We start from the raw sequence: 23,947 nt of genomic DNA on the forward strand, positions 1-23,947 counted from the left end.
CACGGTGACCACGACCAGGACGACGGCGCTTCGCGCCGGCATGAGCAGGCGGGCACTGCTGGCCGCCTCGGGCGGTGTCCTCGCCGGACTCAGCGGCCTCGCCGCCGGTTGCGGCTCACGGGCGTTCGTCCAGGCGACCGGCGCCGTTCCCGCGAGGTACGCGCGAAGGACCCACATCGTCTTCTGGCACTCCTTCGCGAGCATCGTCGGCGACGCCATGCAGAAGCTCGTCGACGAGTTCAACGACATCCAGGACGAGATCTACGTCGACGCGCAGTTCCAGGGCAGCTACGACCAGACGGCACAGAAGCTCGCAGCCGGCGTCATCGCCCGGCAGGTTCCCGACATCTCGATCTTCTCCGAGATCACCTGGCGGAAGTTTCACCTCGCCGACGCGCTCGAGCCGCTCAACGACTACTTCGACGCCGACCTCGCGCCGACGGCCTACCTCGACCAGTTCATTTCGGAGGGAACGGTCAAAGGCACCATCTGGTGGATGCCCTTCGCCCGGAGTACTCCGCTCTTCTACTATAACAAGGAGATCTTCGCCAAGGCCGGCCTACCCGACCGCGGGCCGAGGACCTGGACGGAGCTCCGCGAGTGGGGACCCGCGATCCAGGGCGTGCGCACCGCGAGCGGACCCGCGAAGGTGCACGCGCTCACCTCGGGCGACGCCGACTGGTTCTTCCAGGCGAAGGTATGGCAGTGGGGCGGCAACTACTCCAAGGGGCTCGAGGTCACGATCGACACCGAGCGTCCGATCGCCGCGGGAGAGTGGATGATCGACTTCATCCGCAAGGTCAAGATGGCCTATCTGTCCGCGTCGTCCAACATCGACTTCGCCAACGGCGTGGCGGCCACCACCGAGATGAGCACCGGTGGCCTGCGCAACGCGACGGAGCAGGCGAAGTTCCCCGTCGGCGCGGCGTTCCTGCCGGCGTTCGAGCACTTCGGCTGCCCCACCGGCGGCAGCGGTTTCGGCATCATGGCGACCTCGACGCCGGCGCGTAAGCGGGCGGCGTTCGAGTTCGTGAAGTTCGTGGCGACTCCGCAGAAGTCGGCCCAATGGTCGATCGCCACCGGTTATCTGCCGATCATCAAGGCCGCCCAGCAGGAACCCGCCCTCCTGGCCGCGACGAAGGAGAACCCCAACTTCGCGGTCGCCGTACGTCAGTTGGAGCGGACGCGGGTTCAGGACCTCGCCCGACTGGTCGTCCCCAACGCGAACGTCACGATGTACACCGCGCTGCAGCGGCTGTACTCCTCCAGGGACTCCGTACCCGACGTCTTCGCCACGCTTGCCCGCAAGCTCCGCTCCAGCGCCGACCTGATGCGGGAGAAGTACGACCGTCACTACACCTGAGCGCAGAGCGGCCTTCACGACGATCGGTACGAGACCGGGATTCGTGATCATCGTGCCGAACGGGCCCGAACCCAACAAGCGCGACCGCGCCGCTGCCCCCGAGGCGGCGCGAGGGGCGTCCGGAGCGACTGTCAAGGCCGTCTTGACGTAGGCGTGGGCTGAGCGGCACCGACCGGCCACGACGTGGTGGCTCCAGCGTGTGGCCCCGAGCGTGCGTCTGAGGGTGGGCGCGGGCTCGGGCTCGGGCGTGACACCGCGTGGCCGGCTCGAGCGCAGCGCTCCAGACGTCGCACGGTCAGACGTCGCACGGTCAGGCGTGAGCGGGGGCGCACCGCGCCAGCGTCGTGAGGGTGCGCCAGGCGCGGCCAGTCCGACCAGGCGCCTCCCGCGGCGCGGACGCGGAACCACGCCAATTCACGCGAGAACGCGGGCGGCCACGCGTACGTGTCGACTCACGCCAGGATCTGCTCGCGAACGTATCTTGCGCACCACCTTGACCTGGCTGGAAACTGAAGTGGTCGACCCAAAGGACAGCCCCGCTGTAACGCGGCGCCGGGCGTTCGCGAGGCAGGAGGTGCTCATGCCTGGACCACTGCCGGTCAATGTCGTCGCCTCGATGGACGGCGTGCTCCGGCAGACCGCGGCCTCCGCCGTGCTCTGTGACCTGCCACACGCCGTCGTCGTCCAGCACGACCTGTACCGAGGCGACGACGACGACCTTCTGCTTCGCCGCGTCGTCCACGACCTCGGCGGCGTGGTCGAGGACACCGGCGTGGCGCTCGACCACGCCTGCCTCAGCTGCGCGCTGAGGGAGGACATGGTGCCGACGGCGGCGCGGCTCGCGCGAAGCGGCCGCTGGGAGCGCGTCGTCCTGGCGTTGCCGGTGACCGCCGAGCCCGGTTTGGTGCGCGATGCCCTGCAGGGCGCCGTTGTCGGCGGGCGTCCGGTCGCCGACGTCGCGAGGTTCGCGGGCGTGCTGACGGTCGTCGACCTGTCCACGCTCGTCGACGACCTCTTCGGCGACGACCTCCTGGTCGAGCGCGACCTGGCCATGACCGATGACGACCGGCGCGCGGTCGGCGAGGCGCTCGCGCACCAGGTCGAGTGCGCCGACATCGTGGCGACCCGGGGGGAGTGCGCACCTGACGCCCGTGCGCTGAGCGTGCTCAGGCACCTCGCCGGTGCGTCCGCGACCTTCGCCGACCTACACGAACTCGACCTCGCCAAGGCGCTGGACCAGGCCGACGGTGGGCGTGGCCCGCGGCGTGGCGACTACCGGACGGCCGCACTCCCGCAGCCGGTGGACGCCGACGGGGTCTGGACGCTCGAGCTGACCTCCTGGCGACCGGTGCACCCAGCTCGCCTGCACGATCGGATCGTCGACCTCGCCGGCGGGCGGCAGCGGAGCCGCGGGTGGTTCTGGCTACCCACCCGTCCGCACGCGGTGTGTGGGTGGGACAACGCGGGCGGCCAGCTCAGCATCGGCACCGTCGGCCGCTGGAGCGCGGGCGACCGGCAGACCCGGATCGTGGTCACCGGCATCGACTACGTACAGGACCGGCTGCGGGACGCCTTCGACGCCGTCCTGATGACCGACTCCGAGCTGGCTCGCGGGCTCGACCACTGGGAGCGTCACGACGACGGCTTCTCCCCATGGCTGGGGGACATCGACCGGGCCGCCTAGGCGACGCCCGGTGTCCGCCGGCCGTCCCGGGCCAGCTCGTCCGGGCCATGCCGGACCAGATCGTCCGGGCCGGGTCAGATCGGCGCCGACAGGGAGAGCGCGAAGTCGCCGGCCGGGTCTGTCCACCACGCCTCCAGGGAGAGGCCTGCCGCCCGGAGTTCCTCGCGGACCCGCTCCTCCCGGAACTTCGCGGAGATCTCGGTACGGAGTTCCTCGCCCACCTCGAAGGTGACGTTCAGGTCCAGATCGGCGACCCGGACCCGCTGCGCCCGGCTGGAGCGCAGCCGCATCTCGATCCACTCCTGCTCGGCGTTCCACAACGCCACGTGCTCGAACGCCTCCGGGTCGAAGTCGGCGTGCAGGGCGTGGTTGACGACCCGGAGGACGTTGCGGTTGAACTCCGCCGTGACGCCCGACGCGTCGTCGTAGGCGCGCACCAGGCGGCCCGGGTCCTTCACCAGGTCGGTACCCAGCAGGAGCCGCTCCTGCGGGCGCAGACCGGAACGGAGAGCCGTGAGGAAACGCGCCCGCTGCGCCGGCGCCAGGTTGCCGATCGTCCCTCCCAGGAAGGCCACCAGCCGGGTGCCCTCCTGCGGAAGAAGCTCCAGGTGGCGCTCGAAGTCGGCGATCACCCCGTGCATGGCCATACCGGGATAGTCGACGTGGAGGGACTCGATCGCGCCTCGTAGGGCGCTCTCGCTCACATCGACCGGAATGTAGCGCGCGAGGCGTCCGATCTCTCGCATCCCGTCCAGCAGCAGCCGGGTCTTGGTCGACGAACCGGACCCGAGCTCGACCAGCGTGTCGGCGTCGGCGAGCTTGGTGATCTCAGCGGCATAGGTGGCGAGGATGGACTCCTCGGTACGAGTGGGGTAGTACTCCTCGAGTTCGGTGATCTCCTCGAACAGCTCGCTGCCGCGGGCGTCGTAGAAGTACTTCGGCGGGATGCTCTTCGGCGTGTGATCGAGCCCCTGCCGGACGTCACGGGCGAGGCTCTCCGCGAGATCGGCGCTGGTGAGATACCGGCTGATCCTCGGAGCTGTGCGGGGAACGGTCACGCGAACCTCCATCGTCAAGGCAGAACTGCCTGCCGTCGAGTCGGGGTGGGATTCCTACAGCGCACTGATCGTGACGCCGTGCTGGTCGACCTCGACCAGCGAGTGGGGTGGGACGGGCGCCCAGGCGGGGTCGTCGTCACACGGCTCGGACGCCAACAGCACGCCGTCGGCCGACTCGTGCACGAACAGCGTGTCGCCGTACGTCGTACCGGCGATGCGGTGGCCGTCGCTGGCGAGCAGGTTGAGCCGGCCACCACCGACGGCGGCGACGTCGTGGGTGGCGGAGGCGAGCCCCTCACCAAGCGTCGCGCCCGCCTCCCAGCGGGCCACGGCCAGTCCGAACAGGAGGGCCGAGTCCACCGGAGCGAGCGCGTCCGGCACCCAGGCTACGTCCTCGCGCAGGGCCTTCCGGGCGAGGCGTAGGTCGGCGAGGACGCCGTTGTGGCTGAACAGCCAGCGCCCGTGGGTGAAAGGTGCCGCTCCCGACTCCTCGGACGGGAAGCCCGGCGTGGCCGAGCGGACGGCGGCGAGGACACAGGTCGACTCCACCGTCGGGGCGAGGCTCGCGAAGGACTGATCGGCCCAAACCGGTTGGGCCCGGCGATAGCGGACGGGTTCTGGACGAACGGGGGTGTACCAGCCGACGCCGTACCCGTCCACGTTGATGGTGCCGTGTTCCTGGCGCCTGGGCGCGTAGGCCTGCACGGCAAGGGAGTGTGGCGGGTCGAGGACGACGGCCTGCAGGGACCGGGGCCTACCGAGGTAGGCGAGATGACGACACATGCGCGGCGCCTACGCGTCCCGGGCGCAACGGAAGCCGGCGAAGATCTGCCGCCGGATCGGATAGTCCCAGTTGCGGAACGTCGTACGGCACGCGGTCGGGTCACTCGCCCAGGAGCCACCACGTAGCACCTTGTACTCGTTGCCGAAGAAGACCTCGGAGTACTCCCGGTAGGGAAAGACGCAGAAGCCCGGATGCCCGGTGAAATCGGTCGAGGTCCACTCCCACACGTCGCCGAGCATCTGCCGCGCGCCGACCGGCGAGGCGCCCTCGGGGAACGACCCGACCGGCGCGGGCCGGTAGCGCCGCTGGCCGAGGTTGGCGCGGGTGGGGTCGGGCGGCTCGTCGCCCCAGGGGAAGCGGTGCTTGGTGCGGCTCACCGGGTCCCAGGAGGCGGCCTTCTCCCACTCGGTCTCGGTGGGGAGTCGCTTGCCGGCCCAGCGTGCGTAGGCGTCGGCTTCGTACCAGCAGACGTGCTGCACGGGCTCGTCGTCGGGAAGCTGCTCGACGTGGCCGAAGCGGCGGCGTAGCCACTGGTCGCCCTCGCTCACCCAGAACGCCGGCGCGCGTTTGCCGGAGGTGCACCGCCACTCCCAGCCGGCCGGGCTCCACCAGCGCTCCTGGTCGTAGCCACCGTCGGCGATGAACGCGCGGTAGGCGGCGTTGGAGACCGGCATGGTGTCGATCCAGAACGCCGGCAGCGAGACGGTGTGGGCGGGGCGCTCGTTGTCCAGGGCCCAGGTGTCGGTGGAGGTGCCCATCACGAAGTCACCCGCCTCCACCAGGACCTCCGCCGGCAGCACGCGGTCGTCACGTGGGGCGGGGTCCTGGTCGGTCGCGGGAAAGACCGGTGCGCCTCGCCTGAGCTGGTGGGTCGCGAGCATCGTCTCGTCGTGCTGGTGCTCGTGCTGGATCACCATGCGGTAGACGAAGCCGGCGTCGAGCAGCGGCCGGTCAGGGGAGAGCCGGATGGTTTCGAGGGAGTGGAGTACCTTGCGCCGGACGAGACCGATGTAGTCCTGCGCCTCGGCGGGGGAGAGCAGCGGCAGGGTCGGGCGCTCTGACCGGGGATGCTCGAACGCGTCGTACAGGTCGTCGATCTCCGGCCGCATCGGATCGATCCCGGCGGCGGCACGCAGCAGCCACAGCTCCTCGTAGTTGCCGACGTGCGCGAGATCCCAGACCAGGGGAGACATCAGCCGCGAGTGCTGGGCGGTGAGCTCGGCGTGGTCGAGCACGTCGGTGGTGAGCCCGAGACTTCGGTCGCGGACACGTTCGAGTTCGGCCGCCACCAGCGCCTTGAACGTGTCGATGTCGGCCTCGCCGGCCTCGGTGAGCAGACCGGTGCTGATCGGCTGGCCGATGGGGTGGGGGTGTTGGTCCTCGGTTGTCATCGCGTGGCTCCTCCCTGGCGGGGTTCGGGCAAGGGGGTGGTCGAACGGCGCGTCGCGGTCATGCGGGTCACGAGACGTGCCGAAGCGGATCGAGGTCGTCGTCGGCGGGACATCGCCGGCGTAGGACGTAGCGGAGTCGGTAGGACTCCACCAGGTCGATGAGGGCCGGGTCAGCGCCCTGGCGGTGCAGCGCGTCCAGCGCCGCCTCGAAGCAGCACTGGGCGGCCCGGGCCAGACCGGGATGGTCCAGGCCGTTGCGGGCGGCGTTCCACCAGGCGTCGGCCACCGGCTCCACGGCGGCGAGGGCGCGTTCACCCGCGCGGGGGTCGTCGACCAGCGCGGTGAGGACGGCGACCGCCACCGGCCAGTACTCCGCCGGCTGGTTGTCGAGGTAGCGCACCTCGAACCACCCCCGCGGTCGGACCGGCGGGAACAGCGTCGTGAGGTGGTAGTCGAGGTCCTGGGCGGTCGGCCTGCCGTAGGTGTGACCGTTGACGCCCGAGACGTGACGGCCACCGCCGACGGCGCTGGTGGCGGCGAGAGTGGCGGCCGCCTCCGCGTTGCCCTCGTTGCCCTCGTGAGCGGGGACCGAGGACAGGCCGGTGGTGCCGTGGTGGGCGCAACCGGTGGAGTCGTGTCCGGCGCCGTCGAGGTGCAGCCACTGGCGGAAGGTCAGGCCTGGGTCGGCGTGCCAGTCGCTGCCACGCCGACGCATCATCAACGGCGCGTCCAGGGCGTAGTCGGTCCAGGCCGTGATCGGGTCGGGCCCCTGCGCCGGCCGGGTGCGGCGTGGGTCGAGCCGCTGCCAGACGGCCTGCCGGGCGGACTTCCAGCCGGTCAGCCGGCCGGCGTGCCGTGGTGAGTTGGCGAAGGCGGCCACCAGGGTGGGGCCGACCGCGTGCAGGATCTGCCAGCGCCGGCGGATGTCGTCGAGGTCGGCGCCGGCGTCGACGTTGACCTGGAGCGAAGCGGTACAGCACATCATCAACCGGCCTTCGGGGCCACGCCGGTCGAAGTAGGCCTCCATCGCGGTGTAGCGCGGGTCGGTGAGCTGGCGTCGGGGCCCGCGGAACGGATCGATCGCGGTCCAGAGCATCGTGAGATCAAGGCCGGCCAGGACCGCCTCCACGTGGCCGATGTCGGCCTGGAGTGCCCTCCAGCAGGCGTCCACACCCACCGCGGGCGCGGAGCTCAGCTCCAGCTGCCCGCCGGGTTCGAAGGTGATGCTGCTGCCGCCCGGTAGGGGACCGGCCTGGTCCAGGGCGGTGCGCATGAGGTCGATGGGAACGGGTCGACGAGGGTGCCGTGGCGAGGTGACGAGCCACTCGATCTCGGCGCCGACCGTGGTCGGTGGCCCGGTCTTGAAGCAGATGGTGCCGATATGCCCGTGTACGGAATCACATGAGACAACCTGTGCCGTCCCGGCCATTGGTTCCTCCTGGGATCGCGCCGGTCAGGATTCTGCCCTGTCCAAGCCCTCGCTAACGCCGTCATCCGATCCTCGCGCGGACCACCCCCAGGGCCAAAGGCACTGAGGGGCTTGTCACATCGGGTGACGACACGCCGGACTGGTGCTTTCCCGGGCCAGTACCTCGAGTTCATCCGTCGGCGGCCAGGACGACACTTTCGGGACGCCGCCGAATCTCCGCGCCCGGACACAGCTCACCACCGGCACGTCCGGGTGCGGGCCGCGTCGCCCGCGCCCGGACGGACCTGGTGGTTTCGCGTCGCCCGGACTACCGGGCCCGCGAGCGCGGCCGGGTCGCGCCGTTGCGGCTCCGGCCCTGCCGGGCTGGTGCCTGCTCGCCCCGCTGGGCCTGCGCCCGCTGGCCGCGGCCACCGCGCATCCGGCGTTCCACGACGTACGTGCCGATCGCGACGACGCCCGCTACCGGCCACTCCACGACACCGAGCGCGGCGACGGCGGCGAGTCCGCCGTACCAGAGGAACCGTCCGGACCGGTCGTTCAGGGACACATGCGGCACAGGTACGTGCGGCATGTGCACCTCGGGCATGTGCATCTCCGGCATGTGCATGCCAGGCATATGGATGTCGGGCATGTGCATGCCGGCCAGGCGGCTTTCGCCCCGGCCGGTCCTGCGCCGGGTCGGCTGCTTCTTCGCGACCGGAGCGGCGGTCTTCCTGGCGCCCGTGGCGGTCTTCTTCGCGGCCGTCTTGCGGGTGGCCTGCTTGCTGGTGGTCTTCCTGGCGCCCGCTCGGGTCGTCGGCTGGCGGGGCGTACGGCGACCGGCGGGTCGCGTCGTCCGTGGTCGGGTCGAGCGGCGGGTTGTTTCGGTCATACCTATCCCCCCTCGCGTTCCCCATCCTTTTGCGGTCCGGCGAGGCGACCGTAGGGCCGAAGGTCCCGGGGCAGGGATCGAGGGTTGTCGGCGGCTCGATCCGCCGAGTCCGGCCGGCCGTCGACGGGGCTGCCGGCGAGGACGGAGCAAGATCAACGCCCGGTGGATCGGGGTGGTTCCCGCCTCGACCAGCGTCTGGATCCGCGGGGCCGTAGGCTTCCTCCCCGTGGAAGAACGAATTCTCGGACGAACGGGTCGCAAGGTGGGCGCCGTGGGCCTCGGTGCCTGGCAACTGGGCGCCGACTGGGGTGAGGTCAGCGAGGCCGAGGCACTTTCGATTCTGAACGCCGCGGTCGACGCCGGCGTCACCTTCATCGACACCGCCGACGTCTACGGCGACGGCCGCAGCGAACGCGTCATCGGCCGCCTGCTCCGCCAGCGGCCCGAGGCCGACCTGATGGTCGCGACCAAGATGGGGCGCCGGGCTCCGTTGGACCCGAGCGAGCACAACCTGGACAACTACCGCGCCTGGACCGACCGGTCGCGGGAGAACCTCGGCGTCGAGCGGCTCGACCTGGTGCAGCTGCACTGCCCGCCGACTCCCGTCTACTCCTCCGACGCGGTCTACGACGCCCTCGACACCCTGGTCGAGGAGGGCCGCATCGCGGCGTACGGCGTGAGCGTGGAGACCTGCGCGGAGGCCCTCACGGCGATCGCGCGGCCCGGGGTCGCGACGGTCCAGATCATCCTCAACGCGTTCCGGTGCAAGCCGCTGGAGGAGGTGCTTCCGGCCGCCGTCCGTGCGGGCGTGGGCATCATCGCGCGGGTGCCGCTGGCGAGCGGGCTGCTGTCGGGGAAGTACGACGCGACGACCGAGTTCGCCGCTGACGACCACCGCACCTACAACCGGGACGGGTCGGCGTTCGACGTGGGCGAGACCTTCGCGGGGGTCGACTTCGCCACCGGTGTCGAGGCGGCGAGCCGGCTGGAGCCGCTCGTGCCGCCGAAGGCCGCGCTGTCCCAGGTCGCGTTGCGGTGGGTGCTCGACCAGCTCGGCCTCAGTGTCGTGATCCCCGGTGCTCGTAACCCGGTCCAGGTCTGGTCCAACGCCAGCGCGGCCGACCTGCCCCGGCTCTCGCCCGGTGCGCACGACGAGATCCGGGCGGTCTACGACGAGCTGATCCGGCCGCAGGTCCACGACCGCTGGTAGGGGGTTTAGCTGGTAGGGGTTCAGCTGGTAGGGGTCAGCGGAAGGCCGACAGGCCGGTGATGGCCTCCCCGAGCACCAGGGTGTGTACCTCGGTGGTGCCCTCGTAGGTGAGCACCGACTCGAGGTTGTTGGCATGCCGCAGCACGGGGTACTCGAGCGAGATTCCGTTGGCACCGAGAATGGTCCGCGCCTCCCGGGCGATGTCCAGTGCGACCCTGACGTTGTTGAGCTTGCCGAAGCTCACCTGGTCGGGGCGAAGCTCGCCGGCGTCCTTGCGGCGGCCGAGGTGGAGCGCGAGCAGGAGCCCCTTGTTCAGCTCGAGCGCCATGTCGACGAGTTTGTGCTGGGTGAGCTGGAACGCGCCGATGGGCCTGCCGAACTGCTCGCGTTCGCGGGCGTAGCGAAGCGCCGTCTCGAAACAGGTCCGGGCCGCGCCGAGGGCGCCCCACACGATCCCGAACCTCGCCTCGTTGAGGCAGGCGAGGGGCGCCCGCAGGCCGGTGGCCTCGGGGAGCTGTGCGTCGGCTGGAAGTTCGCAGTCCTCGAACACCAACTCGGAGGTGACCGAGGCGCGGAGTGAGAGTTTGTGGCGGATGTCGCGGGTCGTGAATCCCGCGGTTCCCCTGGGGACGCAGAAGCCGCGAACCCCCTCATCCGTGCGGGCCCAGACGACGGCGACGTCGGCGATACCGCCGTTCGTGATCCACATCTTGGTCCCGTTGAGCACCCACCCTCCGCTCGTGCGCCGTGCCGTGGTCGCCATGGCGGAGGGATCGCTGCCATGGTCGGGTTCGGTCAGGCCGAAGCAGCCGATCGCCTCGCCGGCTGCCATCCGGGGAAGCCACTCCTGCTTCTGCGCCTCCGACCCGAAGCGCCACAGGGCGAACATCGCGAGGGAGCCCTGGACGGACACGAAGCTGCGCAGGGCGCTGTCGACCGCCTCCAGTTCCAGGCAGGCCAGGCCGTAGCTCACGGCGTTGGTCCCCGCGCAGCCGTACCCCGTGAGGTGCATGCCCAGCAGCCCCAGCTTCGCGAAGCGGGGAACCAGGGCGGTCGGGAACTCCGCCTGTTCGAACCAGGTGCCGACATGCGGCTCCGCGTGTTCCCGCACCGTGCGACGCACGGTGTCCTGGATCGCGCGTTCCTCGTCGCTGAGGAGAGCGGAGGCGTCGAGCAGGTCGCTGGGGTCGAGGGGTCCGGTGGACCGGGAGGCGCGGCTCATGGCCCCGATCTTCGCAGCCCGCTCGAGGTGGTGTCCCAATGACGGGGTGGCCGCGTCGGCCCGGACGGGTCCGGGCGGGTCGCTCGGGTCGTTCTCCCCGGGTGAGGTTTCCGGGCGTGGTTCCGGGTGCGTTATCGCGGAGGGACCCTGGGTATCACCCGCTCTGGGGGAGGGCCAGCACCTCGACAGCACCAGTTCGGCGCCGACCCGCGTTCCGCCGACAGGCCGTCGACCGCCTTCGGGCGCGGTTCGCCGGGCGACCAGGGAGAGAGCACGTCATGAGCAACCGAGCAGGACTCACCGTCCGGGCGGCGTCGGACCGGACGCGGCCGCACCGGGCCTCGCTGTCGCGGACCGGCCTGGTCCCGTTCGCGGCTGCCCTGCTGTGCGCACTCGTCGCGGCTGGTTGTGCCGGACCGACCGACTCCACGCCCTCCGCGAGTCCGAACGCGACCGGGGCGGCACCCACCCCCACGCCCAAACCCGCGAGCGCCGCGTTCTGCGCCCAGGCCCGGAAGCTGCAGACCTCGCTCGGCGCGCTCGGGAAGATCGACATCCGGGACACGGGCGTCGACGGGGTGGAGGACAAGGTGAAGCAGGTGCGTACCGACCTCGACGGGTTGGAGTCGGCCGCCTCGGCGGGGTGGAAGCCGGAGATCAACGCCCTGTCCAGCGCCTTGACCGGGCTCGGGACCGCGGTCGAGGAGCTCGGCGAGTCCGAGTCGTCCGGGACGTCCTCAGCCTCACCCTCGATGGACGGGATCGCCCCCGCCGCCGTGCGTGTCGCCACCTCGGCTGAGGCACTGCGATCGACGATCACGGCGAGCTGCCCGAAGCGGTAGGCGGGTCACGGACTCATCCCGCGCAGGGCGAGGTCGAGCAGCCGGTCCGCCCGGGCCGCGCCCTCGGGCTCCTGTTCGGTGGCCAGCGCGATCGCGTTGGCGAGCGTGAGCAGGTCGATGATCGAGATCTCCGGTCGTACGGCGTTCGCCGCGCGGGCCGGCGACAGGAGTCTCTCCCCGGCGTCCACGATCATCGCGTGACACGTGGCACCCAGGGTGGGGTCACCGTCCTGGGCGCCACGCAGCAGTGCGGCGGCCAGGCCTCGGTTGGACGCCGCGTGCGTGACGACGGAGCGGAGCCAGGTCACCAATGCGTGCTCGGGATCCGGGTCGGTGGCCAGGTCATCGGCGGCGGCGCAGAGGGTCTCGACCTTCCCCCGGAAGACCGCCTCCAGCAGCGCCTGTCGGGTCGGGAAGTGCCGGTGCAGGGTCGCCGAGCCGACGCCGGCGCGCCGGGCGATCTCCTCCAGGGACGCCTCGGCTCCGTCCTGGGCGATGGCCGAGGTGGCCGCCGCCAGGATCCGGTCGTAGTTGCGGCGCGCGTCCGCGCGCATCGGCCGGTCGGGTGAGGTCGTACGGGCGTCCTGAGGCATGCGATCTCCGCCAGCTTGCAAAACGGGGTGGTCCTCCATATCGTCCTCGACGATACCGGAGGGGCACCCCGTTCAGGTCGCGCCCCACGAAAGCGCTTCTGGAGACACACCTTGGACACCGTGGGCCACCACGAACTGGACACAGTGGGCCAGCACGAACCCCACCTCGGTCGGATCGGAATCTGGGCCGGCGAGCTGGACCGCTGGCCGGCCACCGACCTCCGCGAGGCGGCGGCGGTCGTCGAGGACCTCGGCTATCCGGCCTTGTGGTTCCCCGAGGCGGTCGGTCGTGAAAGCGTGGCCCAGGCCGCGATGTTGCTCTCGGCCACCCGGCGCACCGTGATCGCCTCCGGCACCGCCAGCATCTACGCCCGCGACGCCGTGACCGCCGCTGCCGCCCAGCGCACCCTCGACGAGGCGTTTCCGGGTCGCTTCCTGCTCGGCCTCGGAGTGAGCCACCCCGCCCTGGTCACACAGGTACGCGGCCACCGCTTCGGCCCACCGGTGGCAACCATGCGCGCCTACCTGGACGCGATGGACGCGGCGCCCTTCGGCCCGCCAACCACCTCCTCCTCGGCGCCGCCGCGTCGAGTCCTGGCCGCGCTGGGCCCGAAGATGCTCCGCCTCGCCGGCGAACGCGCCTGGGGCGCCCACCCGCTGGGCATGCCGGTCGCGCACACCCGCGCCGCCAGGGCGGTGCTCGGCCCGCGGGCGCTGCTGGCCGTCACCCAACTCGTCGTCCTCGACCGGTCCCGCTCGCGGTCGGCGGACCTGGCCCGCGCCCATGCGTCCACCGCCCTGCCCAACCGGCTCACCCTGCTTCGGGATCTGGGCTTCGACAACGCGGAAGCCCTCGACGACCGGGTGGTGGACGCGCTGGTGGCGACCGGTGGCACCGACGACATCGCCCAGCGGGTTCGTGAGCACCTCGACGCCGGCGCGAATCACGTCAGCCTCCACGTCATCACCTCCGTACCCGACGAGGCGCCGTTACGTCAGTGGGGTGAGCTCGCCGCCCTGCTCCTGTGACAGAGCGGACGACGGGCCGTCCCGTCGTGCGTCGTCTCGTGCACCGCCACCGCGGCGGCGGTCCGTTCCGGTCCGCCGCCGCGGAGCGCGGCGCTCAGTCGGCGGTGGCCCGGGCATCGGCGAGGGCCTTGGTCCACCAGGCGAGGTCGTCGGCGAGCACCTTCAGCTTCGGCTCCAGCGGCGCGAAGATCGAGTCGTCGAACGGCTCGGGCGCCTGGATCGCCGGCACCAGGATGTCGGGCAGGATGTGAACGGCGTGACGCAGCGGAGCCATCTCGAACTCCACGGCGACCTCCCGCAGTTGCTCGATGGCGCGGGCGCCACCGACGTTCCCCCATCCGACGAAGGCCACCGGCTTGCGCCGCCACTCGACGAGGGTGTGGTCCATCGCGTTCTTCAGGACCGCGGTGTAGCCGTGGTTGTACTCCGCGGTGAGGATGAGAAAGCCGTCCGCGGCATCGACCCGGCGACCGAACTTCGCGATCTTCTCGCTGGGGTAGTCGCGCAGGGTGTACATCGGGCTCATCGGCTGGTCGAAGAAGGGCAGCGGGTGCTCGCGAAGGTCGAGCAGGTCGACGGTGAAGTCGCTGCGACCCTTCAACTGGTCCACCACCCACGCGGCGGCCTTCTCGCTGAAGCGACCTTCACGGGTGGTGCTGTTGATGATCAGGATCTGGGGCAACGGTCTCTCTTTTCCTCGATGATCGTTCGTGGTTCCACAGCTGGTTGGAACGCCGCCGCGGTGATCAACCGGACCGTGGTCCGGTTGGACACGCCCAGGTTAACCGGACCTCGGTCCGGTTCTATTCCCGGGCGTTAGGCTGCCCCCGTGCACCCCGAAACTCCGCCCCACACCGTGTCGCCGGTCGATCACCCGACGCGCACGCTCGCCGTGGTGGACCAGGGACCGCCCGAACGCGCCGACGCGGCGCGTAACCGTGCCCGGCTGCTGGAGGCGGGCGCCCGCATGGTCGAGGAGCTCGGCGCCGAGAACGTCACGATGGAGGCCGTGGCCGCGGCCGCCTCAGTGGGCAAGGGGACGGTCTACCGGCGCTTCGGGGACCGCGCCGGGCTGATGGCGGCGCTCGTGGACGACGCCGAACGCAGTTACCAGGAGTCGTTTTTGTCCGGCCCCGCTCCACTCGGCCCGGGCGCGCCGCCCGAACAGCGGCTGCGAGCCTTCGGAATCGCCACGATCCGGCACGAGATCCGGCACCGCGACGTCCTGCTCGAGGCCCGGCGCGAGCACGGCCGCCGCCACGCCGTCACCCCCGCGCTGGGGCTGCGCGCCACCCACCTGTCGAACCTTCTCCGCGAGGCCGACGTCGCGGGCGACCTCCAGATCCTCACGGAGGTACTGCTCAGCTACCTGAGCACCGGCTTCGTCAACCACCTGCACACGCGGCGGGGTGTGCCGGCCGAACGTATCGAGGCCGGCTGGAACGACCTGGTCGACCGGGTCCTGTGTCCGGCGTCGAAGCCCTGAGCGGAAGGCGCCTCGCGTTCCGCGCCGGTCAGGCGGCGCCGGGTGGCCGGTCGGGCCGCGGTTCCTCCTCAGGTGAGAGCCGGGGTTCCGGCAGGGGCTGCTGGGGGCGCTCCGGCGGACGCTCTTCCTCGCCGGCCTGCCCGACCTGCCCACCGAACGCGCGGGTGACCTCGCGGAGTGCCGAGGTCACCTCGCCCGGGATCACCCAGAACGTGTTGCCCTCGCCCTGGGCGATCTGCGGGAGTGCCTGCAGGTACTGGTAGGCGAGGAGCTTGGGGTCGGGGTCGTTACGGTGCACCGCCGAGAACACCGAGTCGATCGCGGTGGCCTGGCCCTCCGCGCGAAGCATCGCGGCCCGACGTTCGCCCTCGGCGGTGAGGATCGCTCCCTGCTTCTCGCCTTCGGCGGTGAGGATCCGGGCCTGTCGCACACCCTCGGCCGTCAGGATGGCGGCGCGCTTCTCGCGGTCGGCACGCATCTGCTTCTCCATCGACTGCTTGACCGAGTCCGGCGGGTCGATGGCCTTGAGCTCGACGCGGTTGACACGAATGCCCCACTTGCCCGAGGCCTCGTCGAGAATTCCGCGCAACTGACTGTTGATGTGCTCACGGGAGGTCAGGGTCCCCTCCAGATCCATGCTCCCGATGACGTTTCGCAGTGTCGTGACCGTGAGCTGTTCGATCGCCTGCAGATAGTTGGCGATCTCGTACGCCGCCGCCCGTGGGTCGGTCACCTGGAAGTAGAGGACCGTGTCGATGTGGACGACCAGGTTGTCCTCGGTGATCACGGGACGGGGCTCGAAGGACACCACCTGCTCGCGCAGGTCGATCAGTCGACGGACCCGGTCGACGAAGGGGATGACGAGGTTCAGGCCGGGCTCCAGGGTCCGGTAGTAGCGGCCGAGGCGTTCGACATTGCCCGCACGCGCCTGCGGGACGATCCGCACGGCCCGCAGGGCGATGAGGACGACGACGAGCGCGACGATCACGCCGACGATCACGTCGGCCATGGTTCCTCCTGGGGGTACACCAGCGCGGTCGCCCCCTCGATCGCGAGGACCTCGACCATCGCCCCTTCCGGAATCACCACGGAGGAGTCGTAGGGACGCGCGGTCCATTCCTCCCCGCCGATCCGCACCCGCCCGGAGTGCCGGGTGACCTCGCTCAGCACGAGCGCCTCCCGACCCACCAGCGCCGCGGTTCCAGAGCGCATGACCGGAGCTCGGCGCAGCGCGTGCTGCGCGAGCGGTCGGACGAACACCATCAGGAGAAGCGCACTGATCGCGAACGCGGCGAACTGGAACGGTGTCCCCAACCCCACCGCGGCGAAGAGCATCGCCACCAGCGCGGCACCGCCAGCCAGCGCGAGGTAGAGCGTGAGGCTGAGGAGCTCGGCGATGCCGAGCACCATGGCCACGATCAACCAGACGACCCACGCATCCATTGCTCACCTGCTCATAGGTCGTGCCCAGGTCTCCATACGACCGTATCTCTGATCGCTTCGATCCAGCCGCGATGAGCACGAAGTCCTTGTCCGCAAGGGCGTCGAAACCTGCCGACAATCGGCGTTTCCGGCTGTGGCGAGGGACTTTCGGCCCGTGCGGGCCGGGGATTCGCCCGACCGAAAAAGGTGGGGCACATCCCCCCAGAGGTCACCGCCGGCTGGGGCACTTCGCTGTCCGGATGCCTTGTGGCGTGCTGATCTGGAGGGGCGGAACGACACATGTGCGGGGGCGGGCAGGGCGAAGCGGGCACAGCACGCACTTCGGGTCAGGAGTTCTCGTGACGTCGATTCCTCGCCAACGTCTGGTCCTGGTCGTCGCACTGGTGGTGGCGGCACTGGTGATCGCGGGTGTGGGCAGCGTGATCACCTCGATGAACCGCAGCGGTCACGACGATCCACGCGCTTCGGAGAACCCCAAGGATCCTCCCGTCCCGGTGGATCCGATCGCGGGGGAGACGGTGTCGACACAGGACCTGATCACCGAGGTGCTTCCCAACACCTCGACGACGAGCCCGGTGCTTCGGCTGCCACCACTGCCGATGCAGCAGGGGCAGGTGATGTACCTCAGGGCCCAGATGAGTGGGCGCAGCAACATCGTCCGTACGCCGATGTTCGGGATCCGCGTCATCTGTCTCGGCCCAGGCGGGGGAGCCGGTTCGATCTGGACCGTGCAGAACCACCTCGGCCAGACGTTCGGCGTCAACACCGAACGCCTGCGGTGGTTGTTCAGGGCGCCCAACACCACGAGCTACACCTGCACGATGCACGGGGTCTCGACCACGGTCGTCGATCCGACCGTCGCGGAGTTCACGATCGACGCGCGGACGACGATCCTGTCCGCGACACCGGTGACACCCATCTCGACGCAGTGGTTCGAGGACATCGACACCTGCGTGGGCGCGGTGCCGATTCCACAGATTCCGCGCTGCTCCGTCGCCCGGCCTTCGGTGACCGTACTCGAGCAGACCGTACCGACCCGGGGCGCACGGTTCGCGAACCTGCTGGGCGACGTTCAGCTCACTCGGGAGTACGGAGCCTTCCCGGGCGGGGTCTCGACCGTGGAGGTGGCGGTCCGCGCGACGCCGGTCGACAGCGGCGGGCAGGGATGCGCGCCCACCCGGACGATCACCGGCCGGCAGGCCATCACCAACGACCTGCACCACATCAAGGTGACCCTCAACCTGCTGGACGTTCCACTGAACCAGAGCCCCTCGTGCGGCCGTTCGCTGCGGGTGGACGCCACGGTGACCCACCTGGCGGGAAATCCGGTCACGATCGACGGGCCGAGGTACTCCATCGGCATCGCCCTCCTGCGCTGACCCGGGCCGGGACCGGGGCAGCGCAGGAGGGCGATGCCCCGTCTCAGTTCAGGCGAACCCGCGGATCCAGCACGGCGTAGGCGAGGTCGACCAGGATGTTGGCGATGATCACCGCCGCCGAGGCGAAGATGACGATCCCGATGATGACCGGCAGGTTCTGCTGGTTGATCGAGTCCACCGCGGTCTTGCCGAGCCCGTCGATGCTGAACACCGCCTCGGTGACCACGACACCGCCGACGAGCTGTCCGAGGTCGATACCGAACTGCGTGACGACCGGCGTGAGCGCGCTGCGCAGACCGTGTCGGTAGATCACCCGGCGTTCGGAGATGCCCTTGGACCGGGCCGTACGGATGTAGTCCTCACCCAGGACGTCCAGCATCGAGCCACGCGTCAGTCGGGTGTAGGTGGCCGCCAGCACGAGCGCCAGGGTGAACCAGGGGAGCACCAGGTGTCGGGCCCAGTCCAGCGGATTGGCCAGGAGCGGTGTGTATCCGCCGGCGGGGAATATCGGGAAGCCGGCGAGAGTGAGTTGGAAGTACAGGAAGAACAGCAGCAACAGGCCGAGCAGGAACGTCGGCATCGAGTAGAAGAACAACGCGAAGCCGGTGAGGCCGCGGTCGGCGACCGAACGCGGGCGCACCGCCGAGACGATGCCGTTGAAGACACCCAGCAGCATCCAGATCACGGCGGCACCCGCTGCCAGCGACACGGTCGCGGGCAGCGCGCCGGCGATGACCGAGGTCACCGGCAGCTGGTGGTAGTAGTCGTAGCCGAGGTTGCCGTGCAGGGCCTTCCACAAGAAGTTGAGGTACTGCTTCCACACCGGCTGGTCGAGACCGAGGCGCTCCTGGATGAGCGCGATGGTCTGTGGGGTCGCCTGCCGCCCGGCGAGAGTGCGGGCGACGTTGTTCGGCGCCACGAAGAAGATTCCGAAGACCATCATCGTGATCAGGATCAGCACCAGCAGGCCGTGCAGGATCCGCTTGACCAGGAAACGGGCCATCGTCAGTCACCCTTTCCCGCGTTGATGAGGCGGTCCGATCCCGGGTCGAAGGCATCGCGTACGCCGTCACCGAGCAGGTTGAACGCCAGAGTCGTGATGACCAAGGCGGCGCCCGGGAACACGATGAACCACCACGCGACCTGGTAGTAGCTGATCGCTTCGTTGAGCATGCCGCCCCAGGTCGGGGTGGGTGGCGGAACGCCGAGGCCGAGGAAGGAGAGCGTCGCCTCCACCACGATCACGGTGGGGATCAGCAAGGTGGTGTAGACGATCACGGGCGCGAGGACGTTGGGAAGCACGTCCACGAACATGATCCGGCTGTCGCTGGCACCAAGTGATCTGGCCGCCTGGACGAACTCCCGCTCCCGTAACGAGAGCACCTGCCCGCGGACGATGCGCGCGACCGAGGCCCAACTGAACGCACTGATCGCGATGATCGCGACCTTCAGACTCGGCCCGGTGATGGAGACCAGGGCGATGGCGAACAGCAGGAACGGGAAGGACAGCACGACGTCGACCAACCGGGCGAGGATGGTGTCGACGACACCACCGAAGTAGCCCGCGGCCAGTCCGACGATCACGCCGATCCCGACGGTGATCAGGGTGGCGACGACGCCGACCAGCAACGAGATCCTCGCGCCGTAGGCGATCCGGACCAGGATGTCCCGGCCGAGATCGTCGGTGCCGAAGAGGAACTCCCCACTCGGCGGCTTGGGCAGACCGTCCGGGGTCAGGCCGTTGGCGCGGTACTGCGTGTCGACGCCGTGACCGGTGATCGACGCGACGAGCGGCGCGAGGATCGCGACCAGGACGATGATCACGATGATCACGAACGACACGATCGCCACCCGGTCGCGGCGCAGCCGCTCCCAGGCGAGCCGCCACGGGCTGCGGCCCTCGATGGAGCCGCCGGCTTCCCCGTCCTCGAGGTCGACGGGGGCACCCTCTGTGGTGCTCACGACTGCTCTCCGTTCCCGAGGTCCTGGGCGGCGAACTCGGTGTACTCGGCGGCGAGGGTCGGCCGAGCCTCCGCGAGGTTCTCACCGGGCTGCACCGGCAGGTGACACGCGGCCAGGTGGGTCGCGGCGTCGCCACTGCGACTGATCAGCAGCGGCTCCTCGACGACGCACTGGTCCGCGGCCTTGGGGCAGCGGGGGTGGAAACGGCAGCCCGACGGCGGGTTGAGCGGCGACGGAACGTCACCGCGCAGGATGATCCGCTCCCGCTGGTCCGACACGTCCGGGTCGGCGACCGGGACGGCGGACAGCAACGCGTTGGTGTAGGGGTGGCGAGGCCGTTCGTGCAGGTCGTCGACGTCCGCTATCTCGGCCACCTTGCCGAGGTACATCACCGCCACCCGGTCGCTGACGTGCCGGACCACCGACAGGTCGTGGGCGATGAAGACGTAGGTGAGGTTGAACTCCTTCTGCAGATCGGCCAGCAGGTTGATGATCTGCGCCTGGATCGACACGTCCAGAGCAGAGACCGGCTCGTCGCAGATGATGAGCTTGGGCCGCATGGCGAGCGCGCGGGCGACTCCGATCCGCTGCCGCTGACCGCCGGAGAACTCCGCCGGGAACCTGTTGTAGTGCTCGGGGTTGAGCCCGACGAGCTCCATGAGCTCCTGGACCTTGCGCTTGCGCTCGGTACCGCTGCTCACGCCGTGGATGGCGAACGGGTCACCGATGATCGAACCGATCCGGCGCCTCGGGTTGAGGGAGCCGTACGGGTCCTGGAAGATCATCTGGATCTCACGCCGCAACGGGCGAAGCTCTCGCCGGGACATCGCGGTGATGTCCTGGCCCTCGAACGTCACCCGGCCGGAGGTGGCATCGTGCAGGCGGATCATGCACCGGGCGAGCGTGGACTTGCCACACCCGGTCTCGCCCACGAGGCCGAGGGTTTCGCCCCGGCGGACCTGCAGGCTCACGCCGTCGACGGCCTGGACGTGCTCGTGCTTGCGTCGGAGGAAGCCGCCAGAGGCGACGGGGAACCACTTACGGAGGTCCTCCACCTCCATGAGCACGTCGCCGTCGGACCGACCTCGTGGGTCAGGGTGCGCGGGCGTGCTGCTCGATGTGTCGCTGCTCACCGATGCCTCACCTGGTGCTCGTACCGATATTCGCCCGCGCCTCGTCGCGACCAGCCGCGTCCAGCGGAAGCCAGCACGCGCTCTGGTGGTTCTCGTTCGCGTCGACCTGGCGCGGTGGCGGGGTCTCCGTCCGGCACCGGTCGAAGGCGTAGGGACAACGGGGGTGGAACGGACATCCGGCCGGCGGCCGGATCAGACTCGGAGGGCTGCCGGCGATGGGACGGAGGCGACGCCGCATGTCGGTCTCCACCGGCAGGGAGCCGAGCAGGCCCTCGGTGTAGGGGTGATGGTGGTGGTAGAAGAGCTCGCGCCTGGGTGCGCGCTCCAACACCGTCCCGGCGTACATCACGACGACCTCGTCAGCGACGTCGGCGACGACGCCGAGGTCGTGGGTGATGAGGACGAGGGCCGTGCCGAACTCCGCCTGAAGGTCCGCCATCACTTCCAGGACCTGCGCCTGGACGGTCACGTCGAGGGCGGTGGTGGGTTCGTCGGCGACGAGGAGGACGGGGTCGAGCGCCATCGCCATCGCGATCATCGCGCGCTGGCGCATCCCGCCGGAAAACTGGTGAGGGAAGTCGTCGACCCGGCGGTCCGGCTTGGGGATGCCCACCCGGCGCAGCAGCTCGATCGAGCGTTCCCGGGCCTCCGCCTTGGAGACCTTGCGGTTGTGGGCGCGGATCATCTCGCTGATCTGCCAGCCCACGCGGTAGTAGGGATGCAGGCTTGACTGGGAGTCCTGGAAGATCATGCCGATCTTCGCTCCCCGGATCCGGCGAAGCTCCTCCTTGCTCGCCGTGAGCAGGTCGCGGCCCTCGAAGAGCGCCTTGCCGCTGACCTTGGCACCACGGGTCAGGCCCACGACCGTCTGCGTCGAGACACTCTTGCCTGAACCCGACTCGCCGACGATCGCGAGCGTCTTGCCGCGTTCGACGTCGAAGGAGACGCCGCGCACGGCCTGCACCACGCCGTCGGGGGTCCGGAACGACACCCGCAGATCCTGCACGGAAAGGAGGGGAGAAGCGCCGGCTCCGGCGGCCGGGGTGTCCGGTCCGGTACTGGCGATGTTGTCAACCACAGCTTTCTCCATCCGGCCGAGAGGGGCGCCCGACCGGTCGGCCGGACGCCCCTCTCCGCGCGGCTCAGCCGCCTTGCTTACCCTGCTCCAACCAGACGTTCGTCGGGTCGAAGCCTTGGTAGTTGGGGATGTAAACGGCGTTCTTCACCTGCGATGCGTGGTAGTTGGGCTGCAGCGGGTTGGTGATCGGGAAGAACGGGGCGTCCTTCATGACCTGCCGGTCCGCCTGTCCCCACAGGTTCAGGGACTCAGCCTCCGAGCTGGCCGACGAAGCCCGCTTGACCAGGCTGTTCACCACGGGGCTGTTGTAGAACCCGAAGTTGCTTCCCGACGGCGGGTAGGACGGCGGCCCGGAGAACAGCGGGGCGAAGTAGGACAGGGCGGCGTTGCCGTACCAGTCCGAGCTCCACCCGGCCAGGGACACGTCCCAGACCCCGCGCTTGGCGACGCTTGGCACCTGCATGTACTTCGTGTAGAAGTCCGCGTTGGGCACCGGGACGCCCTGGACGGTGATACCGGCCGCCTTGAGGTCCTGCTGCACGGTGGCGAACGACTTGCGGTTTCCCTCGGAGGCGTTGCGGTACAGGAACTTCAGCGTGAGCCCGTTCGGGTACCCCGCGCTGGCGAGGAGTTGCTTCGCCTTCGCGACGTTGTGCGGGTACAGGTCGAAGTTCTTGCTGCCGAGGGTGTCGGGCGGCAGGACGTGCGTCAACGGCGGGCTGACCTTCGGTCCACCGAGCGCCTGGACGAGGTTCGTCCGGTTGAGCGCGTAGGCCAGGGCCTGCCGGACGACGGGCTTGGTCAGCGCGCTCTTGTTGTTCGGCGACACGGTGTTGAACACGACGTACGGGTTCGACGAGCCGGTGATGCCAAGGTTGAGGTTCGGGTCCTTCTTCGCGATCAGCGCGGGAAGGCGAGAGGGCGGCGGGTAGGCGTCCCACTCGAGGTCCGCGGAGGGCGTGCCCGTCTCCAACTGCTGCTGGACCGACTCCTGGCTGACCGTCTCGTTGACGATGACCTTGTCGACGTAGGCCTTACGAACCGGGTCCGTGGACGCCGCCCAGGCCGGGTTGCGCTCGAGGACGATCTGCTTCGTCGGGGAGTACGTCTTGATCTGGTACGGCCCGTCGGACAGGGTGTTCTTGGCCAGGTCGAGGCTGCCCGGAAGGTAGTTCAGGAACTCCTTGGGCGCCGGCGAGAAGGCCGGCAGGGTCAGCATGTCGACGAAGTAGGTCGCCGGGTGGGTCAGCTTGAAGACGACAGTACGCTCGTCCTTGGCCTCCACACCGGTGAGCTTGTGGCTGTTGATGTAGGCGGCGATCGCCTTGGCGTCCTGCGGCACCTTCGCGAACCCGGAGCAGAAGGACTGGTAGCCGACGATCAGGTCGGCGAAGTCCGGTGTGCCACCGAACGGCTGCACGGGGTTGCAGGTGCGCTTGACACCGGTCACGAGGTCGGCCGCGGTCACCTGCCGGGCCGGCGAGGTGTTCCACTTGGCGCCCTGGCGGATCGTGATGGTGTAGGTCTTGCCATCCGCGCTGATGCCGCCGTTTGCCTGGGTGGGAATCTCCTCGGCGAGGTCAGGGACAGAGGTCGTAGCCTTGTCCGCCACCGCCGGGTAGGTGAAGAGCTGGCGGCTCCACATGCGCAGACCGAGGTAACCGACCGAGTAGTAGCTGAGGTTGGGATCCATGTAATCCACGTCACCCGAGCCCAGCATGTTAAGGGTGCCGCCCTTGACGGGCTTTCCCGCCGAAGTGGACGTCGGAGCAGAAGGCACGGTCCCGCTGCACGCGGCAGCAATCAGACCGAGGACGCACAAACTACTCACGGCCGCCCAATGCCGGTAACGACGTTGGCCGCTCCGTGAAGAGAACATCCGGCCTAGTCACCTCCTTGAGGGCATTGCCATGCGCCGCCAGCGGGGGTGGTGCGGGCGGCCAGAACAATGTCGAGCTAACGGAACTTGGGGAACACCGTAAGGCCTGTT

General features: G+C 69.7%; 22 protein-coding genes. 7 read left to right on the forward strand and 15 right to left on the reverse strand.

Translation table 11 applies throughout. The features are described from left to right. The first annotated feature begins 4 nt into the window (after positions 1 to 4). Together HEB94_RS31430 and HEB94_RS31435 are read left to right on the forward strand one after the other, a co-directional pair. Entirely contained in the window at positions 5 to 1,363 is a 1,359-nt protein-coding gene (locus HEB94_RS31430; protein WP_192753225.1) for an extracellular solute-binding protein, read from the forward strand. A gap of 580 nt (positions 1,364 to 1,943) precedes the next feature. Further along, positions 1,944 to 3,047, forward strand: a complete 1,104-nt coding sequence (locus HEB94_RS31435; RefSeq protein WP_192753226.1) for a CobW family GTP-binding protein — start codon at positions 1,944 to 1,946, stop codon at positions 3,045 to 3,047. Between the two features lie 74 nt (positions 3,048 to 3,121). On the opposite strand, the gene egtD is transcribed toward HEB94_RS31435, so the two are convergent. The 5 genes from egtD to HEB94_RS51345 all read right to left on the reverse strand — a co-directional run bounded on the left by egtD (position 3,122) and on the right by HEB94_RS51345 (position 8,580). Then, on the reverse strand, positions 3,122 to 4,105 hold the full coding sequence (gene egtD / locus HEB94_RS31440) for an L-histidine N(alpha)-methyltransferase (RefSeq protein WP_337918074.1): 984 nt from the start codon (positions 4,103 to 4,105) through the stop codon (positions 3,122 to 3,124). Positions 4,106 to 4,159: 54 nt separating this feature from the next. Beyond that, positions 4,160 to 4,888: an ergothioneine biosynthesis protein EgtC gene (gene egtC, locus HEB94_RS31445; RefSeq protein WP_192753228.1), complete on the reverse strand. Its 729-nt coding sequence runs from the start codon at positions 4,886 to 4,888 to the stop codon at positions 4,160 to 4,162. Positions 4,889 to 4,897: 9 nt separating this feature from the next. Continuing rightward, positions 4,898 to 6,280 (reverse strand): ergothioneine biosynthesis protein EgtB, encoded by a 1,383-nt coding sequence (gene egtB / locus HEB94_RS31450; protein ID WP_192753229.1) that lies wholly within the window; start codon positions 6,278 to 6,280, stop codon positions 4,898 to 4,900. Positions 6,281 to 6,347: 67 nt separating this feature from the next. Further along, entirely contained in the window at positions 6,348 to 7,709 is a 1,362-nt protein-coding gene (locus tag HEB94_RS31455) for a glutamate-cysteine ligase family protein (protein ID WP_192753230.1), read from the reverse strand. 307 nt (positions 7,710 to 8,016) lie between these two features. Continuing rightward, positions 8,017 to 8,580 (reverse strand): hypothetical protein, encoded by a 564-nt coding sequence (locus HEB94_RS51345; RefSeq protein ID WP_192753231.1) that lies wholly within the window; start codon positions 8,578 to 8,580, stop codon positions 8,017 to 8,019. A gap of 271 nt (positions 8,581 to 8,851) precedes the next feature. Here HEB94_RS51345 and HEB94_RS51350 point away from each other — a divergent pair, with 271 nt between their 5' ends. Then, the gene (locus tag HEB94_RS51350) at positions 8,852 to 9,790 is read left to right on the forward strand and encodes an aldo/keto reductase (protein WP_337918075.1); all 939 of its coding nucleotides are present in this window, start codon (positions 8,852 to 8,854) and stop codon (positions 9,788 to 9,790) included. A 34-nt stretch (positions 9,791 to 9,824) separates the two neighbouring features. Here HEB94_RS51350 and HEB94_RS31470 read toward each other — a convergent pair whose 3' ends face one another. Continuing rightward, the gene (locus HEB94_RS31470) at positions 9,825 to 11,012 is read right to left on the reverse strand and encodes an acyl-CoA dehydrogenase family protein (protein ID WP_192753233.1); all 1,188 of its coding nucleotides are present in this window, start codon (positions 11,010 to 11,012) and stop codon (positions 9,825 to 9,827) included. 278 nt (positions 11,013 to 11,290) lie between these two features. On the opposite strand from HEB94_RS31470, the gene HEB94_RS31475 reads away from it, so the two are divergent. Beyond that, complete coding sequence (locus tag HEB94_RS31475) at positions 11,291 to 11,854, forward strand: hypothetical protein (protein ID WP_192753234.1); 564 nt, start codon at positions 11,291 to 11,293, stop codon at positions 11,852 to 11,854. A 5-nt stretch (positions 11,855 to 11,859) separates the two neighbouring features. Here HEB94_RS31475 and HEB94_RS31480 read toward each other — a convergent pair whose 3' ends face one another. Continuing rightward, positions 11,860 to 12,447 (reverse strand): TetR/AcrR family transcriptional regulator, encoded by a 588-nt coding sequence (locus HEB94_RS31480; RefSeq protein ID WP_202896658.1) that lies wholly within the window; start codon positions 12,445 to 12,447, stop codon positions 11,860 to 11,862. 120 nt (positions 12,448 to 12,567) lie between these two features. Between HEB94_RS31480 and HEB94_RS31485 the strand changes: the two genes are divergently transcribed. After that, the gene (locus tag HEB94_RS31485) at positions 12,568 to 13,476 is read left to right on the forward strand and encodes a TIGR03620 family F420-dependent LLM class oxidoreductase (protein WP_202896659.1); all 909 of its coding nucleotides are present in this window, start codon (positions 12,568 to 12,570) and stop codon (positions 13,474 to 13,476) included. A 94-nt stretch (positions 13,477 to 13,570) separates the two neighbouring features. Here HEB94_RS31485 and HEB94_RS31490 read toward each other — a convergent pair whose 3' ends face one another. After that, entirely contained in the window at positions 13,571 to 14,158 is a 588-nt protein-coding gene (locus HEB94_RS31490) for an NADPH-dependent FMN reductase (protein ID WP_192753235.1), read from the reverse strand. Positions 14,159 to 14,305: 147 nt separating this feature from the next. Between HEB94_RS31490 and HEB94_RS31495 the strand changes: the two genes are divergently transcribed. Then, a complete protein-coding gene (locus tag HEB94_RS31495; protein WP_202896660.1) occupies positions 14,306 to 14,962 on the forward strand; it encodes a TetR family transcriptional regulator in 657 nt (218 codons plus the stop codon). 28 nt (positions 14,963 to 14,990) lie between these two features. Here the strand turns inward: HEB94_RS31495 and HEB94_RS31500 are convergent, their stop codons facing one another. Next, positions 14,991 to 15,971: an SPFH domain-containing protein gene (locus HEB94_RS31500; protein ID WP_192753236.1), complete on the reverse strand. Its 981-nt coding sequence runs from the start codon at positions 15,969 to 15,971 to the stop codon at positions 14,991 to 14,993. After that, positions 15,959 to 16,405 (reverse strand): NfeD family protein, encoded by a 447-nt coding sequence (locus HEB94_RS31505; RefSeq protein ID WP_192753237.1) that lies wholly within the window; start codon positions 16,403 to 16,405, stop codon positions 15,959 to 15,961. The genes HEB94_RS31500 and HEB94_RS31505 overlap by 13 nt, the downstream gene beginning before the upstream one ends. 338 nt (positions 16,406 to 16,743) lie before the next feature. Between HEB94_RS31505 and HEB94_RS31510 the strand changes: the two genes are divergently transcribed. Next, entirely contained in the window at positions 16,744 to 17,784 is a 1,041-nt protein-coding gene (locus HEB94_RS31510; RefSeq protein WP_192753238.1) for a hypothetical protein, read from the forward strand. A gap of 43 nt (positions 17,785 to 17,827) precedes the next feature. On the opposite strand, the gene HEB94_RS31515 is transcribed toward HEB94_RS31510, so the two are convergent. The 5 genes from HEB94_RS31515 to HEB94_RS31535 all read right to left on the reverse strand — a co-directional run bounded on the left by HEB94_RS31515 (position 17,828) and on the right by HEB94_RS31535 (position 23,650). After that, entirely contained in the window at positions 17,828 to 18,787 is a 960-nt protein-coding gene (locus HEB94_RS31515) for an ABC transporter permease (RefSeq protein ID WP_192753239.1), read from the reverse strand. Between the two features lie 2 nt (positions 18,788 to 18,789). Then, the gene (locus HEB94_RS31520) at positions 18,790 to 19,746 is read right to left on the reverse strand and encodes an ABC transporter permease subunit (RefSeq protein ID WP_192753240.1); all 957 of its coding nucleotides are present in this window, start codon (positions 19,744 to 19,746) and stop codon (positions 18,790 to 18,792) included. Continuing rightward, a complete protein-coding gene (locus HEB94_RS31525; protein ID WP_425550413.1) occupies positions 19,743 to 20,879 on the reverse strand; it encodes an ABC transporter ATP-binding protein in 1,137 nt (378 codons plus the stop codon). The genes HEB94_RS31520 and HEB94_RS31525 overlap by 4 nt, the downstream gene beginning before the upstream one ends. Before the next feature lie 7 nt (positions 20,880 to 20,886). Then, positions 20,887 to 21,957 carry an ABC transporter ATP-binding protein gene (locus HEB94_RS31530; protein ID WP_337918076.1) on the reverse strand — a complete coding sequence of 357 codons (1,071 nt, stop codon included), beginning with the start codon at positions 21,955 to 21,957 and terminating at the stop codon, positions 20,887 to 20,889. 64 nt (positions 21,958 to 22,021) lie between these two features. Further along, entirely contained in the window at positions 22,022 to 23,650 is a 1,629-nt protein-coding gene (locus HEB94_RS31535; protein WP_192753242.1) for an ABC transporter substrate-binding protein, read from the reverse strand. Between the last annotated feature and the right edge of the window lie 297 nt (positions 23,651 to 23,947).

This window comes from Actinopolymorpha pittospori, from assembly GCF_014873875.1.
Taxonomy (GTDB): domain Bacteria; phylum Actinomycetota; class Actinomycetes; order Propionibacteriales; family Actinopolymorphaceae; genus Actinopolymorpha; species Actinopolymorpha pittospori.